The organism is Sporosarcina gallistercoris, from assembly GCF_014836415.1.
Taxonomy (GTDB): Bacteria; Bacillota; Bacilli; order Bacillales_A; family Planococcaceae; genus Sporosarcina; species Sporosarcina gallistercoris.
In genome coordinates, this window is the sequence record NZ_JACSQY010000008.1 from 21,070 (window position 1) to 45,180 (window position 24,111).

Below are 24,111 nucleotides of genomic sequence, written 5' to 3' on the forward strand. Positions count from 1 at the left end.
TTGGCATTTCAAATATTGCTTAACTTTTTCATCGCAATTACGTGGGTGCTTATCACGGCGTCCTTTACCCCCTCCACTTTTGTTATTGGTTATATCATTGGTTTGCTGCTTCTCATATTGACTAGACGGTTTTACAACGGTCGCTTGTACTTGGGGCGATTATGGGCGTGCGTCAAGTTGACGTCCATCTTCTTTAAGGAATTGATCCTTTCCAATATTTCCGTCGCACTATTAGTCTTAAAGCCGAAATTAGAATTACAGCCGATGATTTTTGCGATGCCGACAGTTCTTGAGAAGGACTGGGAGATTACATTACTATCCAGTTTAATTACATTGACGCCAGGAACAATAGTCGTTCATGTATCGGATGATCAGCGAACATTGTACATCCACGCAATCGATGTGAATGATGTTGAGGAAGCCATCAGTTCCATCAAACAATCTTTTGAAAAAGCAATCATGGAGGTGAGCCGGACATGAAGATTTTCATATGGATCAGTTTAATCATCATCTTCCTGTCCATGCTTGGTACGCTCGTCCGAGTATTCAAAGGACCTTCCACTCCAGATCGCCTGATCGCTTTGGATGGCATCGGAGTGATGCTGATTTCAATCATCGCATTGCTGTCAATCGTTTTTGACACGATATTTTTCATAGATGTGATTTTGCTCATTGCGATTATGTCCTTCATCGGAACCGTATCGTTCTCAAAATTCATCGAAAAAGGAGCGATTATAGACCGTGATACTCATCGCTAATATTATTATCGCTCTGTTCATATTCGTAGGTGTATTCTTTACAGTTGTTACAGTAGTCGGGATACTTCGATTGCCTGATGTCTACACTCGGGCGCATGCCGCTTCAAAAAGTGCGACTCTCGGTGTTCTCGGAATCCTCATTGGGGTGTTCCTTCACTTTTGGTGGATAAAAGGACATTTCAGCATACAGCTGCTGCTCGGCAGCGTCTTCTTATTCATCACGTCCCCTGTAGGTGGACACTTAATGAGCCGCGCTGCTTACATGTCTGGTGTGAAGCCGACAGAATTGACCGTTGGAGACGATCTTGGAGAAGCAATTGGGGAACAAAAATCCCACGAAGAATGAACGAAAGACGCAGCGGCCGTTTCAGGCCGCTGCGTCTTTTTTGTTTACCAATATCCATAGGGGCTGTAATAAGGCGGGTACGAGTATGGATAGTAGCCATACGGGGGATATCCGCCATATGGTGAGTATCCTCCACCGTAGCCTCCGCCATATCCGTAAGGTTGAATCGCATTTCCGAGAAAGCTCCCAAAAAGCCCTCCAAGGAATGGGCCTCCGAAGCCGACACCAAATCCACTTCCACCGAACCCTCTTCCTCCGTCGAAACCTCTTCCACCGCCGAAGTTGTTTCCTCTATATCTTGACATTTCCCTCCCCCTTTCCCACTTATCCTATTCATTGGGCAGTGGAAGGGGTAGGCTGACACCTATTACGCCTCCGTAGTGTCTTCGGCTAACCGTTCGATGAACGTAGCCAACGTCCTTGTCATGGCTCCTGTAGCGCCTTTAGGACCGAGTGCATGGGGCGCATCCGCTTCAGACGTTCCTGCGATATCCAAGTGGATCCAAGGAGTATCTCCTGCAAACTCTCCGACGAAGCCGCCGCCAAAGATCATGTGACCATCCCGACCTGGTGAATTGTTGAGATCTGCTACTTCACTTTTACGAATTCGTTTTTTATCGCTTTCTGTTAATGGCAAGCGCCAAACGAATTCACCTGTTTCGAGGGATGCTTCCATAAATTCCTCGAAGAAGGCTTCGTCGTTCGTCAATGCACCTGTTTTATCTTTACCAAGTGCCACAATCACTCCGCCAGTCAATGTTGCAATATCGATCAGATAATCCGCACCTGATTGTTTTGCATATGTCACAGCATCCGCTAATACGAGGCGGCCTTCTGCATCTGTATTCAAGACTTCAATTGTTTTTCCTGACAAAGAGGTGATCACATCGTCCGGCTTGAATGCATCCCCGGAAACCATGTTGTCAGTTGAAGCAATGACAGCGATTACGTTTTTGGCGGGACGGAGTTCACCGATGATTTGCATCGCGCCAAATACTGCTGCAGCACCACCCATGTCCCCTTTCATGCCGACCATGCCTTCACGAGGCTTCAAAGAATATCCGCCTGTATCATACGTAATTCCCTTGCCGACGAGTCCGACTACGTCAGTCCAGTCTTCGTTTCCACCAGCATATTTAAGGACAATCAGACGGGGCTCTTCGACGGAACCTTTGTTGACCGCAAGAATTGCACCCATTCCGAGCTCTTCCATTTCTTGTTTACCAAGTATCTCGATTTCAAATCCGTATTTTTCAGCTAGCATCTCACCATGCTCCGCCATTTTAACAGCAGTTAAAATATTCGGAGGTGTATTGACAAGTGTACGTGCTGTATTGACAGCATCCGCATGTACAAGTCCTACTTCTGCTGCGGCTTTAAGTTCATTCTCATCAGTTGAACTAAGCAATTCAACTGTATTGAATTCGAAGTCTTTTTCGTTTGAAGTCGTTTTGTAATCGGCAAATTTGTAGCTGCCTAATACGAGACCTTGCAAAGATGCGAACGCTACATCTTCCGATTCCAGTTCTTCTGTGGTAAAGGAATCCACCCAAATGGAAACGCTTTCTGCTTTCATCGACTTAAGCTCTTTACCGATCTTGGAGAATACTTCAAGCAGTCCTTGATCTGTTAACTTTTTAGATGCTCCAAGACCAATGAAAACCACACGTTTGAATGCACTGTCACCTATAGACGGCAGTTTAGTCACTGCGTTAAGATCCGTCTTCACATCACCCGTTTTAACCCAATCTGTTAACTTCCCATTGAATGCGTCATTTATGACATTCCAATTCGTTTGGTTTTCTGGATGTTCAGGGATACCCACCACAACCACGTCATGGTTGCTCTGTGTGACCTCTTTGTTTGTAATGATAGTTTTCATTTGACTACCTCCTCATTTTCATACATTCTAATTATATACCAGTTGAAGAAGAAACGAAAAAAATTCTTCGGTTACCGGATTATTTAAAACGAGGAGTGCCTATATGACAATTTTGAGCAACGTGCCACTGTTGGTTGCACTATTCGGAATTTTTTTCGCACAGTTCGTAAAGATTCCGATTCATTTTTTACTCACTCGTGAGCTCGATTGGAAGCTAATGACCTCTACAGGAGGCATGCCAAGTTCTCATTCGGCTGCAGTTACCGCACTGACGACTGCTATTGCTTTCGAACACGGGCTGGATTCTTCCATGTTCGCCATCTCAGCAATTTTTGCAGTGATTGTCATGTTCGACGCAAGCGGTGTTCGTTACCAAGCAGGTCAGCAAGCCTTGATCATCAACCAGATTCGTGCGGATTTCCAGACGTTCGTCAGCGGTACGAAAGATTGGATCAAGAAAGATGAAGAACAAAAAATTATTGAGTTGAAGACGTTGCTCGGGCACAAGCCCAGTGAAGTTTTCGCAGGCGCAGTCACCGGCATTCTCATTTCCGTTATTACCTATACATTTATCATATGAAAAAACGCTCTGGCAGCTTTTGCCTGAGCGTTTTTTTTAAAACATCTGATATCCCTGTTTACGTAAAAGCTTACTCACAATCCCTGAAATGATTGCTCCCACCAAACCGCTTGAGAGAATCACAATATCGACTGTATGTAATGCCATCAGCTTATCTCCGAGCATGCTGAACGCATGGCCCGGCTTTGTAATATATTCATATGCCTTCACTTCATCAATAATCAATATTACGACAATCGGATAGACAATCGCCATGACCCACGACATGCGCAGTAACATATTAAGCAAAAATCCGATTCCGAAAAACATAACGATAAAGATGAGGACAGACAGAATAATCTCTGTAAGTGAAATTGTTCCCAAAATGATGACCTCCATTTTCCTTAGTTCATTTTACCGGATTGTGGCACTTCTTTCAACAGCTGACGCAAGTGTCATGAAGTTGTCGGAAAGTAGTAAAAAACACTCGCCACTAAATTAGTAGACGAGTGTTTCCCGAAATGTATTAAAGGAGGTCAAACTTTCCTTTTTTCAATGTTAGACCGGCACCACCGATTAAGTAAAGTGCACGGTTGTCGACCATCTTTTTCATGAATGATGCTTTCTTACCTGTCATCTTCTTACCGAAAGCCACACCGATTGCATCGTTAGATCCGAGTGAAGCAATGCTTCCTTTCAAGTCTGGAACGAATGTTTGAGTCGGCTGGCCTTTCATAAGAGCGATCAAGTTATTGGCACACATATCCCCTTGCTGCATCGCGATTTGAGCAGTTGGTGGGTATGGACGATTGATCTCTTCGTTGATCATCAATGCACAGTCACCAACGATGAATACATCGTCGTATCCTGGAGCACGAAGATCCTTTTCGACTTTAACACGAGCACGCATATTTTCGATACCCGTCTCTTCGATCAAGCGGTTACCGCGGACACCCGCTGCCCATACTACTGTACCTGCTTCGATGAATTCAAATTCGTCGTCGCCTTTTTTCAGTTTTACGCCTTCAGGAGTTGCTTCGACAACTGGCGTGCCAATTGAGAATTCAATTCCTTTGGATTTCAACTGACGGACAGCATATTCAACCAATTCTGGGTCAAATCCTGGAAGAACCATAGGTGCTGCTTCTACACAAAGTACTTTCACTTTGTCAGCAGGTACATCAAATTCCTCACAAAGTTCAGGAATGCGGTCTCCAAGTTCACCAAGGAATTCGATTCCTGTGAACCCAGCGCCTCCAACTATGATTGTCAGACGGCTATCCGCTTTCACTTCTTCAAGGGACCATGTCGCAAACTGGTATTCGATATGCTCACGAATTTGACGCGCTGCCTTAACGTTTGCAATCGAAAGTGCATACTTATCAAGACCTGGGATTCCGAATGTTTCTCCTTCGAAACCAAGACCGATCACTAAGTAGTCATACGTGTGCTGTCCAGCTGATGACGTTACCATTTTCGCTTTAACATCGATCGCTTGAACTTCAGCTTTCACAAACTTCACTTTGTCTTGTTGAATTACTCGGCTGATCGGATAGCGCACTTGTTCAGGTTTCAATGTACCTGCTGCAGCTTCATGCAGCCAAGTAGATTCGTAGTGGTAGTCATTTTTATTGATCAGGATGATTTCAACATCGTCTACGCCAAGAGATTTTTGCAGATTCACAACAGTTGCTAATCCGCCATATCCTGCACCAAGAACTAGGATTGTAGGTCTTTTTTTCACGGGAATCGGTTCCACCTTTTCATGTATGATGTGCCGGTTTGTAAAAATCACGTGATTCCTACAATCCAGCGCTTATTATTTATATTCCTCATCCATAGTAGCCTTTTTGACCTGCCATTTCAATAGCTTATTAGGAATATACTCGGACATTCCGAAATAACTTCTCATAGTCTTCATAAATGGACGAGAAATGTGGAATTCAGCCATTTAACTGACTTAATCTGTATATTACACCTATCTAAAAGTCACTGAATCAACATAAATACGTTTAGTTTCACCAAATTTGGTATCAATGTTAGGGCTTTGTTCCATCTTGAGTGCGTCCATTTGCAATGCTATAGTTAAATCAGCTCACAGGTGTCAGATAAATCAGTGTTTAAACAACACACAAAGAGGTGCTGGATGAAGAGATTAGTCGTTGGATTACTGTTGGTATTAGTTTTAGCTGGCTGTTCTGCATCTGCTTCCAGTTTGAAAGAGATGAAAATTGCTCCGAAGAATGTGGAAGCGGTCATGGATAGTTCTGTTCCCATTCAATATATTTCAATGGATAAGACAGTTTCCTATCTTATTTACCATTCGGCGGGTGACGTAGAGGCGGACACAGAAATCCAAGACAATGTACTTCTCGTTAAGCTGGATGTTACGAACGAAAATGGAGGAGAACGGAAACCGCATATTTACAAATTAACATCTGATTCCAAACATGACTCGATCGATTTCCGAGTGAATGGCGAGTCACAACCGATCAGTCTCTATACAATGGATGACTAGATTTCGTAAGCAATAAAAAGCCTCTTCTACTAGAATCTGAGTGAACAGACCTGTCGAAGAGACTTTTGTTAGTTATATTCATTAATCACAACTTGCAGGATTTCCCGCTTTCTTCGCTGTTCTGAATGAGGTCCCACAGCCACAAGAAGCAATGGCATTCGGATTTTCGATGGTGAACCCTCCACCCATCAATGATTCTTTATAGTCGATTTCTGTACCTGCTAATATATCGGTATCCTCAGAGGACACGACAATTTTCACTCCATGCAGTTCCAATAGCTGATCCGACGCATTCTGTTCTGCATCAAACCCCATACCGTACGTAAGTCCGCTGCAACCCCCGCCGTTGACAGAGACACGTAGAAAAGAGCCCTGCTCCCCATTGTGTTCCATCATTTCTTTAACGCGGTAGGCAGCTGCTTCCGATAAGTTAAGTAGTTGTGTCATTAAAATCCCTCCTAAGTAATATCAATCATAACAATGTTATAAATTGCAGTGCAATCAAACGCCCTTGTTCTAGTAAGCTTTGCTATAATGGGGTAGAAAGTATGAAAGGTGGTGCACCATGGAAGTTACACCATTTTACGATAAGAAAATGGGTTGCCTGAACTGTAAGGAATCGTTCACAACGACCCGAGTCCGTTCCCGTTTTGCTAGGGTTGCTTCAACCGATAGTGATTTTAAACCGAATTATGTGGACAACGGCGTAAATCCGCTGTTTTATAATATAGCTGTATGTCCGTCTTGCGGCTTCTCCTTCACAGATGACTTTGCCCCCTATTTTGCTCCGGGAACAAAAGAACAGATTGCATCCGGCATCACAGCCGGCTGGAAACCTCATTCACTTGGTGGAGAACGCACAATTGAAGACGCCATCGCCGCTTACAAGCTGGGCTATTTAAGTGCGATGATGAAAAAAGAAAAATCGCTCACGACAGCAGGAATAACCTTGAGGACAGCATGGCTCTATCGAATTTTGAATAATGATGAAGAAGAGCAGCGTTTTTTAACACTTGCTAGAAATTTATATGAAAAAGCGTATTTTGCAGATGATCACGTGGGAACTCAAATGTCTGAATCCCGTGTCCTCTATATGCTGGCGGAATTGTCATGGCGTGTCGGTGATCGAGAAAAAGCGGTTCAATACTTCTCGAAAATCATTGAAACCCAGAGAACTTCTACTGAACCTCAACTGATTGAAATGGCGAAAGAACGATGGCAAGAAATTCGGGTGGAAAAATAAAACAGGAACGGACGCGAGTGGCCCGTTCCTGCGAAGCCAGATGGCTCTTAGAAAACTTGTTCTACTTCTACAACGCCAGGTACTTCCTCAAGAAGAGCACGTTCAATACCGGCTTTCAATGTAATTGTCGAGCTTGGGCACGTACCGCATGCACCTAGAAGACGTAACTTAACAATTCCGTCCTCCACATCGATGAGTTCGCAGTCGCCGCCGTCACGTAAGAGGAACGGACGTAATTTATTCAACACTTCTTGAACAGATTCGTTCATCGTTGCTTCTGTCATAAGTTTTAAACTCCCCTTTCCTTATAGTTATTATAAACTGGATCGCAAAAAAAATCCAATAGAGAATCAGGAGGCGTTAGCTATGGAAGCTAAACACGTTACAGTTGAAGTATACGGGGCAGAGGTCGTTTGTGCAAGTTGCGTGAACGCTCCCACGTCTAAAGATACATATGAATGGCTGAACGCTGCCATCCAACGGAAATATCCCGATCATCCATTTGATATTGTTTATATTGATATTGAGTCAGCGATTGACGATGAACGCCAGCGACACCTTGCTGATCAAGTAAAAGAAGACGAATATTTCTACCCGCTTGTCCTCGTGAACGAAGAAGTGATCGGCGAAGGGTATATTCAATTAAAACCGATTTTCAATGAACTTGAAAAGCACGGTTTTGTTCCAGCGCTCTGAGTGATAATAGTTAAAATGTAATTGAGAACTTTACTACTTTCTCTAAACAAATTGAAGCGCAGAAGACAAGGACACCCTGTCTTCTGCGCTTTTTAGTGTTCTGCAATCAACCATTATGCCATTTGTACATCCAGAGCACTCCGGATTTCAGAAGTCGTGCAATTCGTCCGGTTACTGTGCGATCCGCCAAGTATGCAAATCCTTGTTTTTTACCGAGAGATCCCATAAATCCTTTGAGCTTAATCTCGGGCATCTTCTCCGGTAACGGTTCTCCATTCCAAGTATGTTTGAGGACAGTGACGATTTGTTCCCCTTGTCCTTCTGCCAGCTGTGCACTTGGTGCATGAGGAAGTGCAGCAATGTCACCCACGACATATACGTCCTCGTAGCCAGGAATCTGATGGTACTGATTCAGCACAATACGGTTTGATTTGTCTTTTTCTACATCCAATTCCCGAACCACTTTTGTCGGCTGGATCCCTGCAGTCCATACGACTGCATCCACAGCAATTTGCTCCTCGTGGTTATGCAGCAGATTCATTTCAACCTTGGTAATATTTGAATTTGCAATCACATCCACATCATTCTTTTCAAACCAGCTCTGGATGTAATTACTCAAACGTTCCGGGAAGTCCCGTAAAATACGCGGCCCTCTATCGAATAATTTGATATTCAAGTCTGAGCGGCTTTCCCGCAATTCACTTGCCAGTTCGATACCGCTCAGCCCCGCACCGACAATTCCGACAGTCGCTCCCCCATTTAAATTCAAGAGCTTTTTGTACGTTTCCCGGGATTGACCAATGGTTTGAATGCTGTACGTAAATTCGTCAGCTCCTGGTACGTCGTGATAATTATCTTCACATCCTAGGCCGATGACAAGCTGATCGTAGTCAAGTTGTCTGCCGTCTGTCAGTAAGACACATTTTTCTCCTACTTCAATTGCCGCAATCTCACCTTCCACTACTTTCAAACGTTCATGTGTCGGTAGAGCAACGCGCACTTCACTATCCGATACTGTACCTGAAGCTAATGCATAGAATTCTGTTTTTAAACTGTGGAATGATGTGCGATCTACAAGTGTCACTTCTACATCTGCAGGTAAGTTATTCAAAACCCGCAGTAAGATTCGCATATTACCGTATCCGGCACCTAATAATAGCAATTTTTTCATGATAGTCTCCTTTATCTTAGAGATTTCCGTCTTTTCCTCACGTATGAGTATACCAGTATGTGACGTTCTTCACAATAAGGCACGGGCTTTGACGAGTAAAGAAAAAAAGAGTACGATCGTACAAGGTGAGGTGATGGGTGTGAACCCGATAGTTGAGTTTTGCATTAGTAATTTAGCCAATGGTTCTCAAGAGACACTTGAAGCACTTGAGAAGGATCCGAATCTTGACGTTCTGGAATACGGTTGTCTGAGTTATTGCACGAAGTGTATGGATTCACTGTATGCATTAGTGAACGGAGAAATTGTTGAGGCGGATACACCAGCTGAGCTGACAGAGAAGATTTACGAGTTCATCGAAGAGAATCCTCTCTTTTAATAATAGGAAAACAAGAAAGGACTTGTCTTAGGTGTTAGACGAGTCCTTTTGTTGTGTTCCATTCCGCAAGCGTTTTAAACATATAGGTCGGTGCTTCCAATTTCCCTAGTACTTCCTCAAGTGAAGTGACGCCGCATTGGAGGTGGATCGTATCGATGCCATAGCGGATGCCGGAAAGGATGTCCGTGTCGTAGTTGTCGCCGATCATGAGCATCTCTTCTTTGTGCGCACCCGTTTGTTGCTGAACGAATTCCAGCATGTAGGATTGAGGTTTGCCTAATATAGTCGGTGCAACCCCTGTAGAAGCTTTGACGAGTTCTATGAATGCGCCGTTACCAGGTACCAACCCAATTTCATTCGGCAAGGAGAGATCTCCATTTGTTGCAAGAAAACATGCACCTTTACGGATCGACAAACAAGCTGAAGCTAATTTTTCATATGTAATTTCATGATCGATCCCCATGACGACTATGTCTCCGTCCGATTCGACAAGCGTAATTCCCTCGTTTAGTAATGCTTCCCGTAATCCCGATTCCCCAATCATTTGCACCGTCATACCTGTATAGTTCTGCGCACAATACCTGGCACTGGCGATCGCAGATGTCATGATCTGGTGCTCAGAGGTTTCCACTCCGAGCCGTTTCAGTTTTTGCTGTTGTTCCAACACTGTACGAGAGGAGTTATTTGTAATGAAATAAGGCTCGATTCCAGATTGTTGTAATGTTCGGATAAAGTCAACCGACTCCGGAATAGCTTGTTCACCTTTATATACAGTCCCATCCAGATCCAAGCAGATCGTCTTATAATGTTCCATGTGGCGAATCCTCCGGAAGAAATGCAGATACCGGTCCTAATTCGTTTTCCAAATAGGTCAGTACACAGCTTGGAAACTTTTCGAGTGAAGAGTAGCTCGTCGTCATGGTTTTTTCCACTTGCGCTAAATCGACTTTCATAAAGTCACGCACGAGCATTTTTCGTAACTCAATCATCTCTTTGAGGGGGCGTTCCATCTCACTATTAATTACTTTTTCATCTTCCATAATATCGATAATGTCTTCGTAACTGCCAGGATCCCGCATGATAAATCCATCAATCATGGAGTTCCCTACATCAATAATGGACTCGATGATGTTTTGAGCGATCCTCTCAAGTGCGAGTGTCTTCAACATACTATCTTGCCAGTTGGATTCATTTGTAAATTGCGCAAGCAGTTCTTCCATATAGGCGAGTGTCTCACTAATTTTTTTCCGGTCGATAAAATACATACGAGCTCCTCCTCAATTGTCTTCACATAACGAACATGCAGAAACGGACGTCAGAGAGAATGCTCTAAGACGCCCGAATGGAACGGGATTATGACATTTGTGGTTGTTCTTCAGCAACAGGTGTCTCCACTTGCGCTTCCGTCTCCACTTGCTCCTTCTTCACTTTACCAACTTTTTTCAATATGAAATGGGCACAGCCAAAGTTGCAGTATTCATAAAGATAATCCTGCAACGTGCTGATTTTCGTTTCGTAAGTCGCTTTCGCGTTACGATCCTCAAAAAAACCTTTAAGACGGAGTTGCCCATAACCCCAGTCCCCGAGAATATAGTCGTATTTCAACAGAATTTCACTGTAACGACTCATCAGTGCTTCGCTGTCGAAACCTTCACGGTAGTTTTCAATAATCTCGAATTCGTACTGATCCAACGTAATTAGTCGTTCTGTCATGTCGACTCAGCCTTTCACAGTCAAGGATTCAAGCATCTCTTCGCCTCTGCGTTGACGCTCTTTCGCCGCAGCATTCACTTGCTCATCGGCATGATAACTTGAACGAACGAGCGGACCCGATTGGCAATGCGAAAAGCCTTTACTCATCGCAATTTCAAAGAGTTCCTTGAATTCCTTTGGCGTGTAATATTTTTGTACAGTTAAATGCTTTTTACTCGGTTGTAAATATTGGCCAATTGACATAATATCCACTTGGTTCGCACGTAAATCATCCATTGTTTCCAAGATCTCGTCCCACGTCTCGCCCACACCTAGCATAATCGACGACTTTGTAGGAATTTCAGGATACAATTCCTTTGCCCGACGAAGTAACTCTAATGAGCGATCATACTTAGCACGTGCACGGACCCGAGGCGTCATCCGTCTGACCGTTTCAATATTGTGATTCAAAATATCCGGTTTTGCATCCATTAACCGTTTAATATTATCATACTCTCCTCCCATATCAGAAGGAAGTACTTCGATTGTGGCAAATGGGTTTTTTCTACGGATTGCACGGATGGTTTCTGCGAACACGCCAGATCCGCCATCTTTTTGGTCATCCCGTGCAACCGCAGTTACCACGACATGTTTTAAATTCATGAGCGCCACTGAATCTGCCACACGTTCAGGCTCTGCTAAATCGAGCTCAGTTGGCAAACCCGTTTTTACCGCGCAAAAACGGCAAGCGCGAGTACACGTATCTCCAAGAATCATGAATGTAGCTGTACGGCGTTCCCCCCAGCACTCATGGATATTCGGGCAACGGGCTTCTTCACAAACTGTATGAAGATTCTTCTCCCGCATCAATTTTTTTAAATCGGTATAGTTTTCATTCGTATTCAACTTGATTTTTAGCCAATCCGGTTTCCGGATGTGCTCTTTTTTATTGTCCACCCCTGGTTTGCAAGACACAGTTTTCATCTCCATTCCATATCTAATGCGCCTTGGCGTAATTGCGTCCGGATTTTTTCGAGCGCGCTCGGTGAGCTCCCTTAAAAATCTGTGACGTCCGCCAGAGGCTTAGCTTCAATCAGCCGAAAAAAAACCCAACTGAAAGAAAAAATACGCATTCATCTGCCCCGAATCGAAGTGGAAGATTCCTGCTGAATTTAGTTAAACATTTATTGTTTCCCCTGCTTTCAATAATGTAACATATATTCAGAAAGCGAACAACTTGATGCCTAAAGGGCTTCAATAAGAAAAGCGTCCGCTGATTGGACGCTTTCTCTTGAGATGATTCAGTTGTTCAATGACCGCCCAGATAGGCATTCTTCACTTCTTCACTTGCTTGTAATTCCGCGGCAGTGCCTGATAGAATGACACGTCCTGTTTCAATCACGTATCCACGATCCGCGATGGAAAGAGCAATATGAGCATTTTGCTCCACTAACAGAATCGTCGTTCCTGCCTTACTAATATCTTTAACGGTTTCAAAAATGGTTTTGACCATAAGTGGAGCGAGGCCCATAGATGGTTCATCCAATAGAAGCAGCTTAGGTCTTGCCATAATCGCTCTTCCCATCGCAAGCATTTGCTGTTCTCCACCAGATAGTGTACCTGCAGTTTGCTTACGGCGTTCATACAATCTAGGGAAGATGTTATAGACCTTCTTGAAATCCTTTTCGATTTCACTCTTGTCTTTCCTCAAATAAGCCCCTAATTCAATATTCTCTTCCACCGACATATCTGCGAAAACACGTCTTCCTTCAGGTACTTGGGAGACTCCCATCTTTACGATAGTTTGGGCGGGTTTACCGCTTATTAAGTTATCTTGATAATGGATGGTACCTTCTTTCGGCTTCAGTAAGCCCGATAACGTTTTCAGCAACGTACTCTTCCCTGCACCGTTTGCGCCAATGAGTGTAACGATTTCCCCTTCGTTCACTTCGAGAGAAATCCCTTTCAATGCATGGATGCTGCCGTAGTAGACGTTCAAATCTTGGATGCTCAGCATGCTCATACAATTTCCTCCCCTAAATACGCTTCAATTACCTTCGGATTGTTCCGGATTTCTTCAGGTGATCCTTCTGCAAGCAGGACACCATGGTCAAGAACGTAAATCCGTTCACAAATTCCCATGACAAGATTCATATCATGCTCGATCAGTAAAATCGTTAATCCGAACTTTTTTCTTATAAAAGCGATGAGATCCATCAGTTCCTTCGTTTCAAAAGGGTTCATCCCTGCTGCCGGTTCATCCAACAATAATAGATGCGGATTCGCTGCGAGTGCACGGGCAATTTCCAGTCGCCGCTGTTTTCCGTACGGCAGATTTTTTGCAGTTTCATCCTTATACTTATCGAGTTCGAAGATTTTCAAGAATTCCATCGCTTTGTTTTCCATCTCATGTTCGTTTTTAAAATAAGAAGGCAGTCGCATCACTGAACTCAATACAGAGTCATTAGCAAGTGAATGGTACGCGACTTTCACATTATCCAAAACGGAAAGTTCGTTGAATAAACGGATGTTTTGAAATGTACGACTCATTCCTAAACGAGTCACTTTAAAGGGTGGCAGTCCATTGATTTTCTTTCCATCGAAGAAGATTTCCCCCTCAGTCGGTACGTAGACACCCGTCAACAAGTTGAAACTGGTTGTTTTTCCTGCACCATTAGGTCCAATCAGTCCAACCAATTCCCCTTTATTGATTTTCATGTTGAATCCTGAAACTGCTTTCAGCCCTCCGAATTGGATGCCTGCGCTTTGCACATCTAACAATACCTCACTGCTCATGCTGGCTTCCCCCTTTCGGACGCATCCACATCTTCAAGTAATCTGTAAACTCCATTTTGCCCATCAATCCTTTTGGACGGTATAACATGACAATGATTAAGACAAGACTGTAAATAATCATTCGAGTCTCTGGGAAATCCTGGAGGAATGTCGAAACGACCGTAAGTAGGATTGTTGCAACAATCGCTCCTGATAGACTGCCGAGCCCTCCGAGCACGACATAAATCAAAATATCAATCGATTTTAAAAATCCGAAGTTAGCAGGCTGGATAATGTAAAAGTTGTGTGCATATAACGCACCTGCAACTCCTGCAAAAAACGATCCGATTGCAAATGCGAGCACTTTATAATACGTAGTATTGATGCCCATTGCATCTGCTGCAATTTCATTTTCCCGTACAGCGATACAAGCTCTCCCATGTCTGGAATTGGTGAAGTTCACAATGACTAGAATGGTTACGAAGAGACAAATGAATGTATACGTCCATGTCGTCAAATGCGTGACTTGCATTCCAGCTGCTCCGCCTACATAATCGATGTTCAAGAAAATGATCCGGATAATTTCAGCAAAACCAAGTGTTGCAATGGCTAGATAATCCCCGCGTAACCGCAAACTTGGAATTCCAACTACTAGACCCGCAAGCGCTGCTGCAATCCCTGCGATGAGAATGGCCGCGAAGAATGGCAAATCGAGTTTCATCGTCATAATGGCGGATACATAGGCACCTACTGCTAGAAAACCGGCATGCCCAAGCGAAAATTGCCCTGTTATCCCGATGACTAAGTGCAAACTGACAGCAAGCATGATATTAATCCCCATGAAGATGAGTGTATTGGAATAGAAATTATTTAGGAATCCCCCACTAATCATGAACTGGATCGCAGCATAGATGGCAATAGCTAAAACGGCAAAGACCCAAAACTGCTTAGATTTTTTCATCATTTCAATTCACCTACACTTTCTCTCTTGTGTTTTTACCGAAGATGCCGGAAGGTTTAAAGATTAAGATCAATATCAAAATGATGAACGCAGCCGCATCCCGCCACAATGAGAATCCGAGGGCGCTTACAACCGTTTCGACTACACCAAGTACAAGTCCGCCTGCAACCGCCCCTGGAATAATCCCGATTCCCCCGAGTACAGCCGCAACAAACGCTTTCAAACCTGGAATAACACCCATTAACGGATCAATTTTCGTATAATAGAGTCCGAAAATGACACCGGCTGCTCCAGCGAGGGCAGACCCGATTGCAAACGTTGCTGAAATCGTATTATCCACGTTGATACCCATTAGTTTTGCGGCATCGGCATCATACGATACTGCTCGCATCGCTTTCCCGATCTTTGTCTTATGTACAATGAACTGCAGGACAAGCATGAGTGCAACGGATACAGACAAAATAAGAATCGCCTGTGTACTGATTTGAGCACCGAATAGATTGAATGATTTGTTCGCAAACACTTCAGGATAAGCTGCGGGTTGTGCCCCTCTGAAGTAGATGACTCCATTCTGAATAAGAAGGGATACACCAATCGCTGTAATGAGTGCAGCAATCCGTGTGGCATTCCGCAACCGCTTGTAAGCGATACGCTCTATGACGACTCCGATCACTGCACAAATCGCCATGGAGAGTAAGAGTGCCGGGAAAAAGCCCAATCCCCATCCTGCAATGGAGATATATCCAATGAATGCACCGATCATGAATACTTCACCATGCGCAAAGTTGATTAACTTAATAATGCCGTAAACCATCGTATACCCAAGCGCAATGAGCGCATAAATACTGCCTAATGAAATACCGTTGATGAGTTGCTGTAGCCATTCCATGAAGTCTCACTCCTTTTTCCTCATCTGACTTTCTTCCAAAAAAAGAAGGTAGGGAGAGAGCTCCCCACCCCTCATGAAATTAAGGATTCACCTTCGTATTGAACACTTGCTCGCCGTCCTTGTATTCCAGGATCGTAGCAGATTTAATCGGGTGGTGGTTTTCGTCCACTGAATATTTACCTGTTACAAGATCCAGTCCATCCGTGTCAGCAAGAGCATCTTTAATCTTTGTAGAGTCCGCACTGCCAGCACGTTCAATCGCGTCTTTCAACAAGTACACAGTGTCGTATCCAAGTGCATTGAACGCATCTGGAGACTTCCCATACTCTTCGTTGAACTTATCGTTGAATGCTTTCACCGCTCCATCCGGGTCGTCAGAAGAGTAGTGGTTTGTCGTATACGTATTGTTTAGAGCATCTGCTCCTGCAAGGTCCAGCAAGGTTGGAGAATCCCATCCATCAGCACCCATCAATGGAACGTCGATGCCCATTTCGCGTGCTTGCTTAACAATCAAGCCGACTTCTTCATAGTAACCAGGGATGAAGATGAATTCCGGATTCGCTGACTTGATGCGCGTCAGTGTTGAACGGAAATCGGAGTCTTTAGCAACATATGATTCTTCTGCAACAATTTTTCCGCCCGCTTTTTCAAAGTCTTCTTTGAACGATGAAGCGAGACCTTTTGAATAGTCACTTGCGTTATCCGAGAAGATGGCGACGTTTTTAACGCCAAGGTCATTCGCCGCGAAGTTCGCTGCTACAGTCCCTTGGAAAGGATCGATGAATGACGTACGGAATACGAACTCATTAACTTCCCCTTTTTCGTTTACCGTCACGGTTGGGCTTGTTCCAGACGGACTAATGAGTGGCGTCTTATTGTCGTTTGCAATTTGGGCTTGTGCAACTGTAGCTCCACTTGTTGCCGCACCAATGATCGCAACCACTTGTTCTTGTGTTATCAATTTGATTGCTGCGTTTGTCGCTTCAGCAGCATCCGATTTATTATCAATCTTTACAAGTTTGATTTTCTTACCGTCAATTCCGCCATCGTCGTTGATTTCATCGACCGCAAGTTGAATTCCGTCCGCTTCGGATGTACCGTATGAAGCAACTGCTCCTGAGAGTTCGAGGTTCACCCCGATTTTAATCTCACCGCCGCCATCCTTCGATCCTGATACTCCGTCCTTCTCTTCTTGACCGCAGCCTGCTAGGAGGCCAACGCCAAGCGTCATTGCTGCAAGTAGACTCCATGCTCTTTGAAACTTCATTTTTCTTCCCCCTTATTTAACTATTCTGAAATTAGAACAGAAAGGACAACATTAGTCCGAGTGTCGACATCCGCACCCTTTCTTTTCTTTCTGTATCCCTATTCTAAAACAAACTTCTAATTCAGTCTATACAAATTTTCAAAATCTTATTACTAGATTGTTAAATTGTTTCGGTTCCCGTCACTTCTGCCTTCTAGATAGGGGGAACTATTGCTAATTTCCTAGAGAATACAGTTTCATAAAAGACAAAAAAGGTATTCCCCACAACTATGCAGGAATACCTTTCTTGAATTATTTTGTTGCTATGCCCACTGCTTTCTGTGAATTTCTTACATTCCAGAAAGTAAACAGCGCAGCTAGAATAATAATTACTGCAACCAGCCCGATCCATATCGATCCTGTCAACCCAAGGACAACGTACCCAGCAGTGGCGATTCCAGCTGCCATGAGTGCATACGGCAACTGCGTCGAAACGTGATCCATGTGATTGCTTCCTGCTCCTGTAGAGGACAGAATGGTCGTATCTGAAATCGGTGAACAGTGGTCACCGAACACCGCCCCCGCAAGTACCGCCGATAAAGCCGGTAATAGCAATTCGGGAGCTGCGTTGACCATGATCGTCCCTGCAATGGGAAGCAAAATCCCGAATGATCCCCAAGACGTTCCTGTGGAGAATGCCATCAAACCCGCTAACACAAACAATACAACTGGTAAGAAAGCAACAGGGATATTCGACTTCCCAACTACTTCAGATAAGAAAAGTCCAGTCTCTAAAATATCGATCAAGTGAGTCAGTGACCAAGCTAGAATAAGAATGAGTACTGCCGGCATCATCGCTTTCACACCACTGATAAACGCCTTACCGATCAAACTAGCAGATGCTGTCTGATTCACTTTGAATTGAGTGGAATATAGAATGATGGCAATTGCAGTGCCTGCAAGACCGCCAATGACTAATGACAGCGGAACGTCCGTGTTCTCGAAAATTGCCCATATATTCATTTCTCCGCCATTTCTGATTCCGGTTACGACCATGGCCGCTAATGTTACAGCCACAAGTGTTACAATTGGGGCAACCAGATCTCTTACACGTCCATGGGAGTGCTCTGGGAATTCATCTTTCAGTTGTCCGGGAATCTCCTTTTCAGGATCGAAGAGTTCTCCTGTTTCTTGTGCACGTTGTTCATGATCTTTCATAGCAAAAAAGTCGATATTCGTCCAAGCGAAGAAGAACACCATCGCTAATGTCGCGATTACATAGAAATTCATCGGCGCCATCATGAGAAACGCTGATAACGGAGAGTAGTTCACAGTTGCGGTCGTTGCGAGAATGATCGCAAGTTGACCGATGAGGAACGCTCCCCAACTCGATACAGGAGAAATCACACATACCGGAGCGGACGTCGAGTCTATGAAATACGCAAGTTTGGCGCGAGAGATTTTATGACGATCTGTAATCGGACGCGCGATTTGACCTACCGCAAGTGCGTTGAAATAATCATCTACAAAGATTGCAATTCCTAATACCATCGTAAGAAGTTTTGCACTTCGGCGAGTTCTGATTCTCGTTACCGCCCACTCTGCAAAGGCGCGGCTTCCACCTGAAAGACTGACAAGTGCTGTAATGACACCTAGCATTAATATGAATAGCATGATGAAAATATTATACGTATTCAATTCTCCATCTGCCCAAAATGAGACGATGAGCGCTTTCCCTAACTGTGTCAATGTTTCCACAGGTGCAAAGGAAGCGACGAGTAATGCAGCGGAAAGAATCCCTGCCCCGAGTGATAGCAACACCCTCTTTGTCGTAAGCACCATCACAATGGCGATTACTGGTGGTAGGATCGATAACCAAGTTCCAATCATTCCAATCTCCTCCTTCAAATTGTTCGTGTAACCGGGGAAACAAAAAAGCCGGCACCCGTTTCACTTTGTTCAAGTGGACCGGGTACCGGCTGTCTACATGTCGTTTGTTTGATAATCACGTTCGTTATCTCACTGACGATTGTAGCTCATCATGGACAATATAGCTGTCCGTGACAGTGCCATCCCTTTTCGAAATGACCCCAGCCTCATGGAATTGACGTTCCACCAGACTTCGGCAATGTTTCCTTTCACACATGGTCTACGATGTCACTCTCGCATGCGGTACTCTTAAACAATGCAGCCTCTACCCTATCGATTACGTTATTACTCTTTTATCATAACAATAATCGAATGAACATGCAAGATGACTTACGGCTTCTTTACATCTTCCATAGGGATTTCGATATTGGCTGGACTCTGCCCTCCTTTCGTATAAATCTGAGGAACCACTCCTTGGATGATTCCAATTGCAATCGGAAATTGCTGCACAACGGTGCTTTGTTTTGTTGCGATTGGAATAATGATTTGGACATTCACCGTCAATTCCATATTCACTTCCATATAGACATTATTGATACCGAACTCTTTTAGTTCTGTATCTACGTCCGCATGCACGTTCCCTATGATATGGAATCGGATTGGAATCTTAGGTCCTAAATTCCCGAGCAGCGGGATGTCCGCTACTTGGCCGATAGGTACGAAAAAAACGACGCCTCCATGTTTCTCCATTTCTTCAGTATCGAATTGGATGCCATCGCTTTGCGGTAACATCTCAAGGTCTCCCGATTCTGCGCGATCCAAGTGTTCTTCAACCAATTCATGCATCTCCGCCATGACCTGATTTATGGTTTCCGTATCGACCTTTAATGTCACCGTCTCAGAAGAATCATTAGGAAGATTCAAGAGCACATCATTCGCATCCAACACACTTTCCGACCTCGATTGGATAGCTTGACTGATGACATGCGCCGCGATTTTGTGGGTTTGGACTTCCGCATAGTTCATGTAAACCGGCTTCAACTTCATATTCAAATAATAGAAACTTCCGATTATCGACAAAAGAAGGGCCGGGATGATGAACTTAAGCCATCTTCTTTTAGGTTTTCGTTTTTTAGGGACTTGCATATGGAATTTCAAAAAGCGACGCCTCCCTATTCCACAATATGAAGGGGAGAAGCCGCTTATGCCTTGTTATGAAGTTGTTCCGAAGTTTTCGTGCCCAGACCAACCCACAATATCACGGATCAGTTCCGGCACAAGGTAGTCGATCTTTTCGAATTTCATATTCGGATAAAAGAATCCGAACGTAAACATATCCAGAGTTGCAAGCTTGTATTCGGCTTCGGGATCCACGATTTTTCCGTCAATGTATAGGACGTCATCGATCATTTTCAGATTCACATGAATCATGGCACCCATCACAGTCCCTCTGAATCCAAGCCCTCTCACTTCCGTTCTAGGCCAATCGGGATGACAGGATATCTCGTAATAATCTCTCAGCGCTCGGCCTTTTACAGTGACAACACACGCATTAATCGGGTGAGGCAGTATACGATGCAAGTCCCGTTTAGTCACGATGCCTTGCCGTAGACTTCCAAGGAAGATTCCTGCGTTAAACAATCCACAATCGGCTTTCGTATAGGCGAGTAATGCCCGTCCGAAAAAGTCCGATAACGGGCTATCCCCGAACAGATTTTGCCTAAGAGGCAGAGGAGCAGTAAAAACTTCTTCATCCAATTGGTCCGTCCCCTCGGTGATCATCTGCTGAATGCCTTCCACTTCTTGGGCTCCTGCTTTCAGGTCATCGGCAGGGATTACAGCTGCCTTCTTCTCCACCACTTGACCATCCTCGAGACTTAGGGTCACATGCCCTACATACTGCCCGAACTTCCCTGTCGCAGCTAACAGCGTGTCTTCAACCATTTCACCGCAGACAAACAAATGATGCGTATGTGCGCCTAAAATAACCTCGATGTCAGAAGTCTCCGTCGCTAACAAACGGTCCTCATTGACGCCAAGATGAGAGAGACATATTACGCAATCCACTGTATTCTTCAGTTCAGAAGCAAGATCCGCTAACAACTGGCGTGGTTCTTGGATCAACCAGTCGAGCTTACTGTAGAATAGCTCATAAACAGCAGTAGCTCCGATCACACCCAGTTTCACCCCGGTGTGCGACGTAAAACACGTATATGGAACAGCCCACTCCAACTCTCGCCCATCTCTATTTTTCAGATTGGAAACGACCACCCGAAACTGGGCATCTGTATACAATTCTTCGAGCGCTTCGTGGGATAATGTAATCCCTTCATTATTCCCGATTGTCACTGCATCGTATTTGGCACGATTCAGTAATTCAATATTCCCTTTACCAGTAGTCGCTTCCGTAAACGGATGTGATCGATCGACGAAATCCCCGAGATCGAAAACATAACAGGCCTCTCCCGCCTGATCGTGTTCCATACGCTGAGCCAATAGGAATTCACTGATTCCCGGCCAATTGTCAAAATGGCTATGGATGTCGTTTGTATGATAAATATGAATGGTTTCTGTTTTTCCAGCGATCATTGTCATCCCCAAATCCCATCAATTATTGAGTTAATCCCGAATAATAGCAGTAGCACGCGTAACACGACAACCAGCGTTTCAGAACTCATCCTCTTGTTCAACATCGATCCGAGAGTCCCTCCGATATAGGCACCTGGAATGACTGCGAGTGAATAGAGCCAAGGAACGTGACCGAGAACGATGTGCGATCCTGAGTTGATGAGCGCAGACAAAAACACCATGAGCATCGAGGTCCCCACTGCTACGTGCGGAGGGAATAGGAACAGTAACAGCATCGCAGGTACGATCATTGCCCCGCCGCCGATTCCAAATAAGCCCGACATTAAGCCGATAACGAATGTCAACAGAAGGGCAAACCAGATCGGATACCCATACACATGGGTTTCACCTTGCGAATCTGTGAATGTGATTTCTTTTCCGTGATCTACAAACCAATTAATCGGTTTCAAATACTTTTTGACGAGCAATAGACCCGCTAAAAAGATCAGTAACATGCCAAAGTATAAGTTAAAAGAGCCTAAATCGAGACTCTTGTTAAAAAACGCCCCTAAGATGGTGCCAGGGACACTTCCAGCAAAAAAGATGAATCCACTTTTATAGTCCACCGTTTTCGCTTTCATATGAAAAAGGGTCGATGAAAGCCCGTTGAATACCATCATGATCACAGACATTCCGACGACCGTCTGAGGCGTCACATTCGGAATCCAGCCTAAGTCGATCCCGACTAATATCGTAACCGGAACAAAAATCGTACCTCCGCCGAGTCCGACAAGTGAACCGACCACTCCTGAAAGCATCCCAATGACTATCAGCAAAACATATTCCATCGTTATTCCCCCTCAAAGATGTCGAGCTGTTTAGGAGCCAGGTCATCGAAAGAGAGATGGAGCAATTTCTGAAAACGTTTGGCATTCTCTGCAGCATGCCCGCCTGAATTATTATTAAAAATAACCGCCACATAATCGCATTGTTTTTCCACCTGTTCGACGGCTGCTTGTATCCCTTTTAACTCACTGTCCGTATAATCATACAAATAACGCACTTTCCGCCATGCTTCCCTGCTTCCACCTGGATTATGCCAGCCTCCTACATTACGCCCATGAAGACGGATGACCGCTTTATCACTGCGAGTGACACTAGGAACGAAAGGAACACTTCCCGAACCTGCTTGTGGCTCATCTGCAATGACATGAATCAGATTGTTGACTTTTAAGAATTCCAATGTTCGTTCACGGAATTGTTCGTCGTACCAAGACTGATGACGGAACTCTATCCCGATATCGAATCCTTCTAATTGCTTACTTATGTATCGTATTTCATCCACGTTCTCTTTGACACAATCGAACCAAGGCGGGAACTGTACTAGGACGAGCGATAGCTTTCCCGCTTCTTGAAGAGGTTCCATTGAAAGCCGAAAAAGCTCGAACATTTCCTCTTTCGATTCATATGGCAGTTCCCCGCGCAAATGTCCCGTCATCCCCTGGTATGCTTTGACGACGAACCCGAAATGATCAGGCGTTTCGCGAATCCATTTCCGGATATTCCTCTCCGGCTGGATAGCATAGAATGTTGCATCAAGTTCTACTATCGGAAAATGTGAACTGTAGTCCATCAATTTCTCTTTTGCAGTGGATGAGGGCGCATACACGTCAGGGTGGTCCCCCCATCCAGTTAAGCCGATTTCAATCATATACAGCCCTCCAATCGTGTACCAATCAGTTACCCTCATCATATCATACCTAATCCGTTTTTCTGGACTTCGAAACTGTCTGTGGATGAAAAAATGACCTTTGCATGTTAGCAAAGGTCAGCTGTTAGGATTCTTCTTTTACATAGACGGTCCATCCATGTTGCTTTCTCAGACGATTAGCTGAGACTTGTGCATCTTCTTTGGATTGAAATGTCCCTGTTACTAATCGGAATTTCTTACCTGAGTTCAAATCTGATGCTGGGCTGGACTTCTGTCGTAGCTGGTAATAGTCGATTATCGCGTCCGCTATTGCTTCGCCTTGAGCCTTCAACCGCTGAGGATTTTTAAGTGATTGGATATCAGTCCGGGAATCCATGAAGCCCCCTTCAATGAGGACGGCAGGCATTTTGGTTTCACGGAGTACATGCAAGTTTTTCTTTCTAACACCTCGATCCCGCAGCCCCATTGCACGTACAAGCCCCGGTTGAATGAGAAATGCAAGATCGTTCCCCTTCGAGTTCGAAACTATCCCCTCGTAGATGTACGTCTCCACACCGCCCCAGTCACCCCAAACTCCTGTATTGGCGTTGTGATGAAAGGATACATAGACATCTGCTTTCCAAGCGTTCGCTTGTTCCGTGCGTGTTTTCAGCGGAATGTCCGTCCTCCCTGTTGGATCATCCACTCGCAGCACTTCAACTTTTTCATACATTTCCAGTTTCGACTGAGCCGCTAGAAGTACGGCGTTGTTAAAGGTCCACTCTTTCTCACCGTCAGGAGTTTGTTTCCCTGCTGTTGGTAAACCGTGTCCCGCATCGAGTACAATTTTCACTATTTCCCATGCTCCTTTC

The 24,111-nt window shown here is 44.5% G+C and carries 29 protein-coding genes, 1 pseudogene and 1 riboswitch; of the genes and pseudogenes, 8 read left to right on the forward strand and 22 right to left on the reverse strand.

Annotation, left to right across the window (positions count from 1 at the left end; all coding sequences use genetic code 11):
* From H9659_RS10885 to mnhG, 3 genes are read left to right on the forward strand one after another with little or no spacing between them, the layout of a single operon-like run.
* The gene (locus tag H9659_RS10885) at positions 1-480 is read left to right on the forward strand and encodes a Na+/H+ antiporter subunit E (RefSeq protein WP_191690397.1); all 480 of its coding nucleotides are present in this window, start codon (positions 1-3) and stop codon (positions 478-480) included.
* On the forward strand, positions 477-758 hold the full coding sequence (locus H9659_RS10890; protein WP_025782963.1) for a Na(+)/H(+) antiporter subunit F1: 282 nt from the start codon (positions 477-479) through the stop codon (positions 756-758). The genes H9659_RS10885 and H9659_RS10890 overlap by 4 nt, the downstream gene beginning before the upstream one ends.
* Positions 742-1,104 (forward strand): monovalent cation/H(+) antiporter subunit G, encoded by a 363-nt coding sequence (mnhG, locus tag H9659_RS10895; RefSeq protein WP_191690399.1) that lies wholly within the window; start codon positions 742-744, stop codon positions 1,102-1,104. Before H9659_RS10890 ends, mnhG begins: the two co-directional genes overlap by 17 nt.
* A gap of 44 nt (positions 1,105-1,148) precedes the next feature.
* On the opposite strand, the gene H9659_RS10900 is transcribed toward mnhG, so the two are convergent.
* Positions 1,149-1,409, reverse strand: a complete 261-nt coding sequence (locus H9659_RS10900; protein ID WP_191690401.1) for a hypothetical protein — start codon at positions 1,407-1,409, stop codon at positions 1,149-1,151.
* 62 nt (positions 1,410-1,471) lie between these two features.
* The gene (locus tag H9659_RS10905) at positions 1,472-2,986 is read right to left on the reverse strand and encodes a leucyl aminopeptidase (RefSeq protein ID WP_191690404.1); all 1,515 of its coding nucleotides are present in this window, start codon (positions 2,984-2,986) and stop codon (positions 1,472-1,474) included.
* Between the two features lie 103 nt (positions 2,987-3,089).
* On the opposite strand from H9659_RS10905, the gene H9659_RS10910 reads away from it, so the two are divergent.
* Positions 3,090-3,566, forward strand: coding sequence for a divergent PAP2 family protein (locus H9659_RS10910; protein WP_191690406.1), 477 nt, complete (start codon positions 3,090-3,092; stop codon positions 3,564-3,566).
* Positions 3,567-3,602: 36 nt separating this feature from the next.
* On the opposite strand, the gene H9659_RS10915 is transcribed toward H9659_RS10910, so the two are convergent.
* Entirely contained in the window at positions 3,603-3,944 is a 342-nt protein-coding gene (locus H9659_RS10915) for a YuiB family protein (protein ID WP_116020343.1), read from the reverse strand.
* 127 nt (positions 3,945-4,071) lie between these two features.
* Positions 4,072-5,289 carry an NAD(P)/FAD-dependent oxidoreductase gene (locus tag H9659_RS10920; protein WP_191690410.1) on the reverse strand — a complete coding sequence of 406 codons (1,218 nt, stop codon included), beginning with the start codon at positions 5,287-5,289 and terminating at the stop codon, positions 4,072-4,074.
* Between the two features lie 402 nt (positions 5,290-5,691).
* Here H9659_RS10920 and H9659_RS10925 point away from each other — a divergent pair, with 402 nt between their 5' ends.
* Complete coding sequence (locus H9659_RS10925) at positions 5,692-6,063, forward strand: lipoprotein (protein WP_191690412.1); 372 nt, start codon at positions 5,692-5,694, stop codon at positions 6,061-6,063.
* Between the two features lie 81 nt (positions 6,064-6,144).
* Here the strand turns inward: H9659_RS10925 and H9659_RS10930 are convergent, their stop codons facing one another.
* Positions 6,145-6,510: a HesB/IscA family protein gene (locus H9659_RS10930; protein WP_191690414.1), complete on the reverse strand. Its 366-nt coding sequence runs from the start codon at positions 6,508-6,510 to the stop codon at positions 6,145-6,147.
* Between the two features lie 118 nt (positions 6,511-6,628).
* Here H9659_RS10930 and H9659_RS10935 point away from each other — a divergent pair, with 118 nt between their 5' ends.
* A complete protein-coding gene (locus H9659_RS10935) occupies positions 6,629-7,306 on the forward strand; it encodes a DUF2225 domain-containing protein (protein ID WP_191690416.1) in 678 nt (225 codons plus the stop codon).
* A 47-nt stretch (positions 7,307-7,353) separates the two neighbouring features.
* Here the strand turns inward: H9659_RS10935 and H9659_RS10940 are convergent.
* A pseudogene (locus H9659_RS10940) lies at positions 7,354-7,649 on the reverse strand (NifU family protein).
* Positions 7,650-7,672: 23 nt separating this feature from the next.
* On the opposite strand from H9659_RS10940, the gene H9659_RS10945 reads away from it, so the two are divergent.
* The gene (locus H9659_RS10945) at positions 7,673-8,002 is read left to right on the forward strand and encodes a YuzD family protein (RefSeq protein ID WP_191690421.1); all 330 of its coding nucleotides are present in this window, start codon (positions 7,673-7,675) and stop codon (positions 8,000-8,002) included.
* A gap of 106 nt (positions 8,003-8,108) precedes the next feature.
* Here H9659_RS10945 and H9659_RS10950 read toward each other — a convergent pair whose 3' ends face one another.
* Positions 8,109-9,173 carry an NAD(P)/FAD-dependent oxidoreductase gene (locus tag H9659_RS10950; RefSeq protein ID WP_191690423.1) on the reverse strand — a complete coding sequence of 355 codons (1,065 nt, stop codon included), beginning with the start codon at positions 9,171-9,173 and terminating at the stop codon, positions 8,109-8,111.
* 139 nt (positions 9,174-9,312) lie between these two features.
* Here H9659_RS10950 and H9659_RS10955 point away from each other — a divergent pair, with 139 nt between their 5' ends.
* Positions 9,313-9,549 (forward strand): YuzB family protein, encoded by a 237-nt coding sequence (locus H9659_RS10955; RefSeq protein ID WP_191690653.1) that lies wholly within the window; start codon positions 9,313-9,315, stop codon positions 9,547-9,549.
* 34 nt (positions 9,550-9,583) lie between these two features.
* Here the strand turns inward: H9659_RS10955 and H9659_RS10960 are convergent, their stop codons facing one another.
* The 15 genes from H9659_RS10960 to H9659_RS11030 all read right to left on the reverse strand — a co-directional run bounded on the left by H9659_RS10960 (position 9,584) and on the right by H9659_RS11030 (position 24,092).
* Positions 9,584-10,363, reverse strand: a complete 780-nt coding sequence (locus tag H9659_RS10960) for a TIGR01457 family HAD-type hydrolase (protein WP_191690424.1) — start codon at positions 10,361-10,363, stop codon at positions 9,584-9,586.
* Positions 10,350-10,814, reverse strand: a complete 465-nt coding sequence (gene hepT, locus H9659_RS10965) for a type VII toxin-antitoxin system HepT family RNase toxin (RefSeq protein WP_191690426.1) — start codon at positions 10,812-10,814, stop codon at positions 10,350-10,352. Before hepT ends, H9659_RS10960 begins: the two co-directional genes overlap by 14 nt.
* A gap of 88 nt (positions 10,815-10,902) precedes the next feature.
* Complete coding sequence (locus H9659_RS10970) at positions 10,903-11,262, reverse strand: YutD family protein (protein WP_191690428.1); 360 nt, start codon at positions 11,260-11,262, stop codon at positions 10,903-10,905.
* 6 nt (positions 11,263-11,268) lie between these two features.
* A complete protein-coding gene (gene lipA / locus H9659_RS10975) occupies positions 11,269-12,198 on the reverse strand; it encodes a lipoyl synthase (RefSeq protein ID WP_191690655.1) in 930 nt (309 codons plus the stop codon).
* A gap of 352 nt (positions 12,199-12,550) precedes the next feature.
* Positions 12,551-13,258, reverse strand: coding sequence for an ABC transporter ATP-binding protein (locus tag H9659_RS10980; protein WP_191690657.1), 708 nt, complete (start codon positions 13,256-13,258; stop codon positions 12,551-12,553).
* Positions 13,259-13,260: 2 nt separating this feature from the next.
* Positions 13,261-14,037: an ABC transporter ATP-binding protein gene (locus H9659_RS10985; protein ID WP_191690430.1), complete on the reverse strand. Its 777-nt coding sequence runs from the start codon at positions 14,035-14,037 to the stop codon at positions 13,261-13,263.
* Positions 14,027-14,977 carry a branched-chain amino acid ABC transporter permease gene (locus tag H9659_RS10990; RefSeq protein WP_191690659.1) on the reverse strand — a complete coding sequence of 317 codons (951 nt, stop codon included), beginning with the start codon at positions 14,975-14,977 and terminating at the stop codon, positions 14,027-14,029. Before H9659_RS10990 ends, H9659_RS10985 begins: the two co-directional genes overlap by 11 nt.
* A gap of 13 nt (positions 14,978-14,990) precedes the next feature.
* Positions 14,991-15,866, reverse strand: coding sequence for a branched-chain amino acid ABC transporter permease (locus H9659_RS10995; protein WP_191690432.1), 876 nt, complete (start codon positions 15,864-15,866; stop codon positions 14,991-14,993).
* Positions 15,867-15,945: 79 nt separating this feature from the next.
* Complete coding sequence (locus tag H9659_RS11000) at positions 15,946-17,133, reverse strand: ABC transporter substrate-binding protein (RefSeq protein WP_191690435.1); 1,188 nt, start codon at positions 17,131-17,133, stop codon at positions 15,946-15,948.
* A gap of 291 nt (positions 17,134-17,424) precedes the next feature.
* Positions 17,425-19,002 (reverse strand): Na+/H+ antiporter NhaC family protein, encoded by a 1,578-nt coding sequence (locus H9659_RS11005; RefSeq protein WP_191690438.1) that lies wholly within the window; start codon positions 19,000-19,002, stop codon positions 17,425-17,427.
* Between the two features lie 134 nt (positions 19,003-19,136).
* A riboswitch (Lysine riboswitch) is annotated at positions 19,137-19,317 on the reverse strand.
* 54 nt (positions 19,318-19,371) lie between these two features.
* On the reverse strand, positions 19,372-20,139 hold the full coding sequence (yunB, locus tag H9659_RS11010) for a sporulation protein YunB (RefSeq protein WP_225217789.1): 768 nt from the start codon (positions 20,137-20,139) through the stop codon (positions 19,372-19,374).
* 54 nt (positions 20,140-20,193) lie between these two features.
* Positions 20,194-21,576, reverse strand: coding sequence for a bifunctional metallophosphatase/5'-nucleotidase (locus H9659_RS11015; RefSeq protein WP_191690440.1), 1,383 nt, complete (start codon positions 21,574-21,576; stop codon positions 20,194-20,196).
* Positions 21,573-22,397, reverse strand: coding sequence for a sulfite exporter TauE/SafE family protein (locus H9659_RS11020; protein WP_191690442.1), 825 nt, complete (start codon positions 22,395-22,397; stop codon positions 21,573-21,575). The genes H9659_RS11015 and H9659_RS11020 overlap by 4 nt, the downstream gene beginning before the upstream one ends.
* A gap of 2 nt (positions 22,398-22,399) precedes the next feature.
* On the reverse strand, positions 22,400-23,260 hold the full coding sequence (locus H9659_RS11025) for a DUF72 domain-containing protein (protein WP_191690444.1): 861 nt from the start codon (positions 23,258-23,260) through the stop codon (positions 22,400-22,402).
* Positions 23,261-23,384: 124 nt separating this feature from the next.
* Positions 23,385-24,092, reverse strand: coding sequence for an N-acetylmuramoyl-L-alanine amidase (locus H9659_RS11030; RefSeq protein ID WP_191690446.1), 708 nt, complete (start codon positions 24,090-24,092; stop codon positions 23,385-23,387).
* Positions 24,093-24,111: the final 19 nt, after the last annotated feature.

Coding starts and splice junctions, on each gene's coding strand:
- H9659_RS10905 (WP_191690404.1), bottom strand. CDS start 2,986: ATGAAAACTATCATTACAAACAAAGAGGTCACACAGAGCAACCATGAC.
- H9659_RS10960 (WP_191690424.1), bottom strand. CDS start 10,363: ATGGAACATTATAAGACGATCTGCTTGGATCTGGATGGGACTGTATAT.
- H9659_RS10915 (WP_116020343.1), bottom strand. CDS start 3,944: ATGGAGGTCATCATTTTGGGAACAATTTCACTTACAGAGATTATTCTG.
- H9659_RS10950 (WP_191690423.1), bottom strand. CDS start 9,173: ATGAAAAAATTGCTATTATTAGGTGCCGGATACGGTAATATGCGAATC.
- H9659_RS10970 (WP_191690428.1), bottom strand. CDS start 11,262: ATGACAGAACGACTAATTACGTTGGATCAGTACGAATTCGAGATTATT.
- H9659_RS11005 (WP_191690438.1), bottom strand. CDS start 19,002: ATGATTGGAACTTGGTTATCGATCCTACCACCAGTAATCGCCATTGTG.
- H9659_RS10985 (WP_191690430.1), bottom strand. CDS start 14,037: ATGAGCAGTGAGGTATTGTTAGATGTGCAAAGCGCAGGCATCCAATTC.
- H9659_RS10890 (WP_025782963.1), top strand. CDS start 477: ATGAAGATTTTCATATGGATCAGTTTAATCATCATCTTCCTGTCCATG.
- H9659_RS10900 (WP_191690401.1), bottom strand. CDS start 1,409: ATGTCAAGATATAGAGGAAACAACTTCGGCGGTGGAAGAGGTTTCGAC.
- hepT (WP_191690426.1), bottom strand. CDS start 10,814: ATGTATTTTATCGACCGGAAAAAAATTAGTGAGACACTCGCCTATATG.
- H9659_RS11000 (WP_191690435.1), bottom strand. CDS start 17,133: ATGAAGTTTCAAAGAGCATGGAGTCTACTTGCAGCAATGACGCTTGGC.
- H9659_RS10925 (WP_191690412.1), top strand. CDS start 5,692: ATGAAGAGATTAGTCGTTGGATTACTGTTGGTATTAGTTTTAGCTGGC.
- H9659_RS10990 (WP_191690659.1), bottom strand. CDS start 14,977: ATGAAAAAATCTAAGCAGTTTTGGGTCTTTGCCGTTTTAGCTATTGCC.
- H9659_RS10980 (WP_191690657.1), bottom strand. CDS start 13,258: ATGCTGAGCATCCAAGATTTGAACGTCTACTACGGCAGCATCCATGCA.
- H9659_RS11025 (WP_191690444.1), bottom strand. CDS start 23,260: ATGATTGAAATCGGCTTAACTGGATGGGGGGACCACCCTGACGTGTAT.
- H9659_RS10995 (WP_191690432.1), bottom strand. CDS start 15,866: ATGGAATGGCTACAGCAACTCATCAACGGTATTTCATTAGGCAGTATT.
- H9659_RS11020 (WP_191690442.1), bottom strand. CDS start 22,397: ATGGAATATGTTTTGCTGATAGTCATTGGGATGCTTTCAGGAGTGGTC.
- H9659_RS10930 (WP_191690414.1), bottom strand. CDS start 6,510: ATGACACAACTACTTAACTTATCGGAAGCAGCTGCCTACCGCGTTAAA.
- H9659_RS10935 (WP_191690416.1), top strand. CDS start 6,629: ATGGAAGTTACACCATTTTACGATAAGAAAATGGGTTGCCTGAACTGT.
- H9659_RS10910 (WP_191690406.1), top strand. CDS start 3,090: ATGACAATTTTGAGCAACGTGCCACTGTTGGTTGCACTATTCGGAATT.
- H9659_RS10945 (WP_191690421.1), top strand. CDS start 7,673: ATGGAAGCTAAACACGTTACAGTTGAAGTATACGGGGCAGAGGTCGTT.
- H9659_RS11015 (WP_191690440.1), bottom strand. CDS start 21,576: ATGACAATGATCGCTGGAAAAACAGAAACCATTCATATTTATCATACA.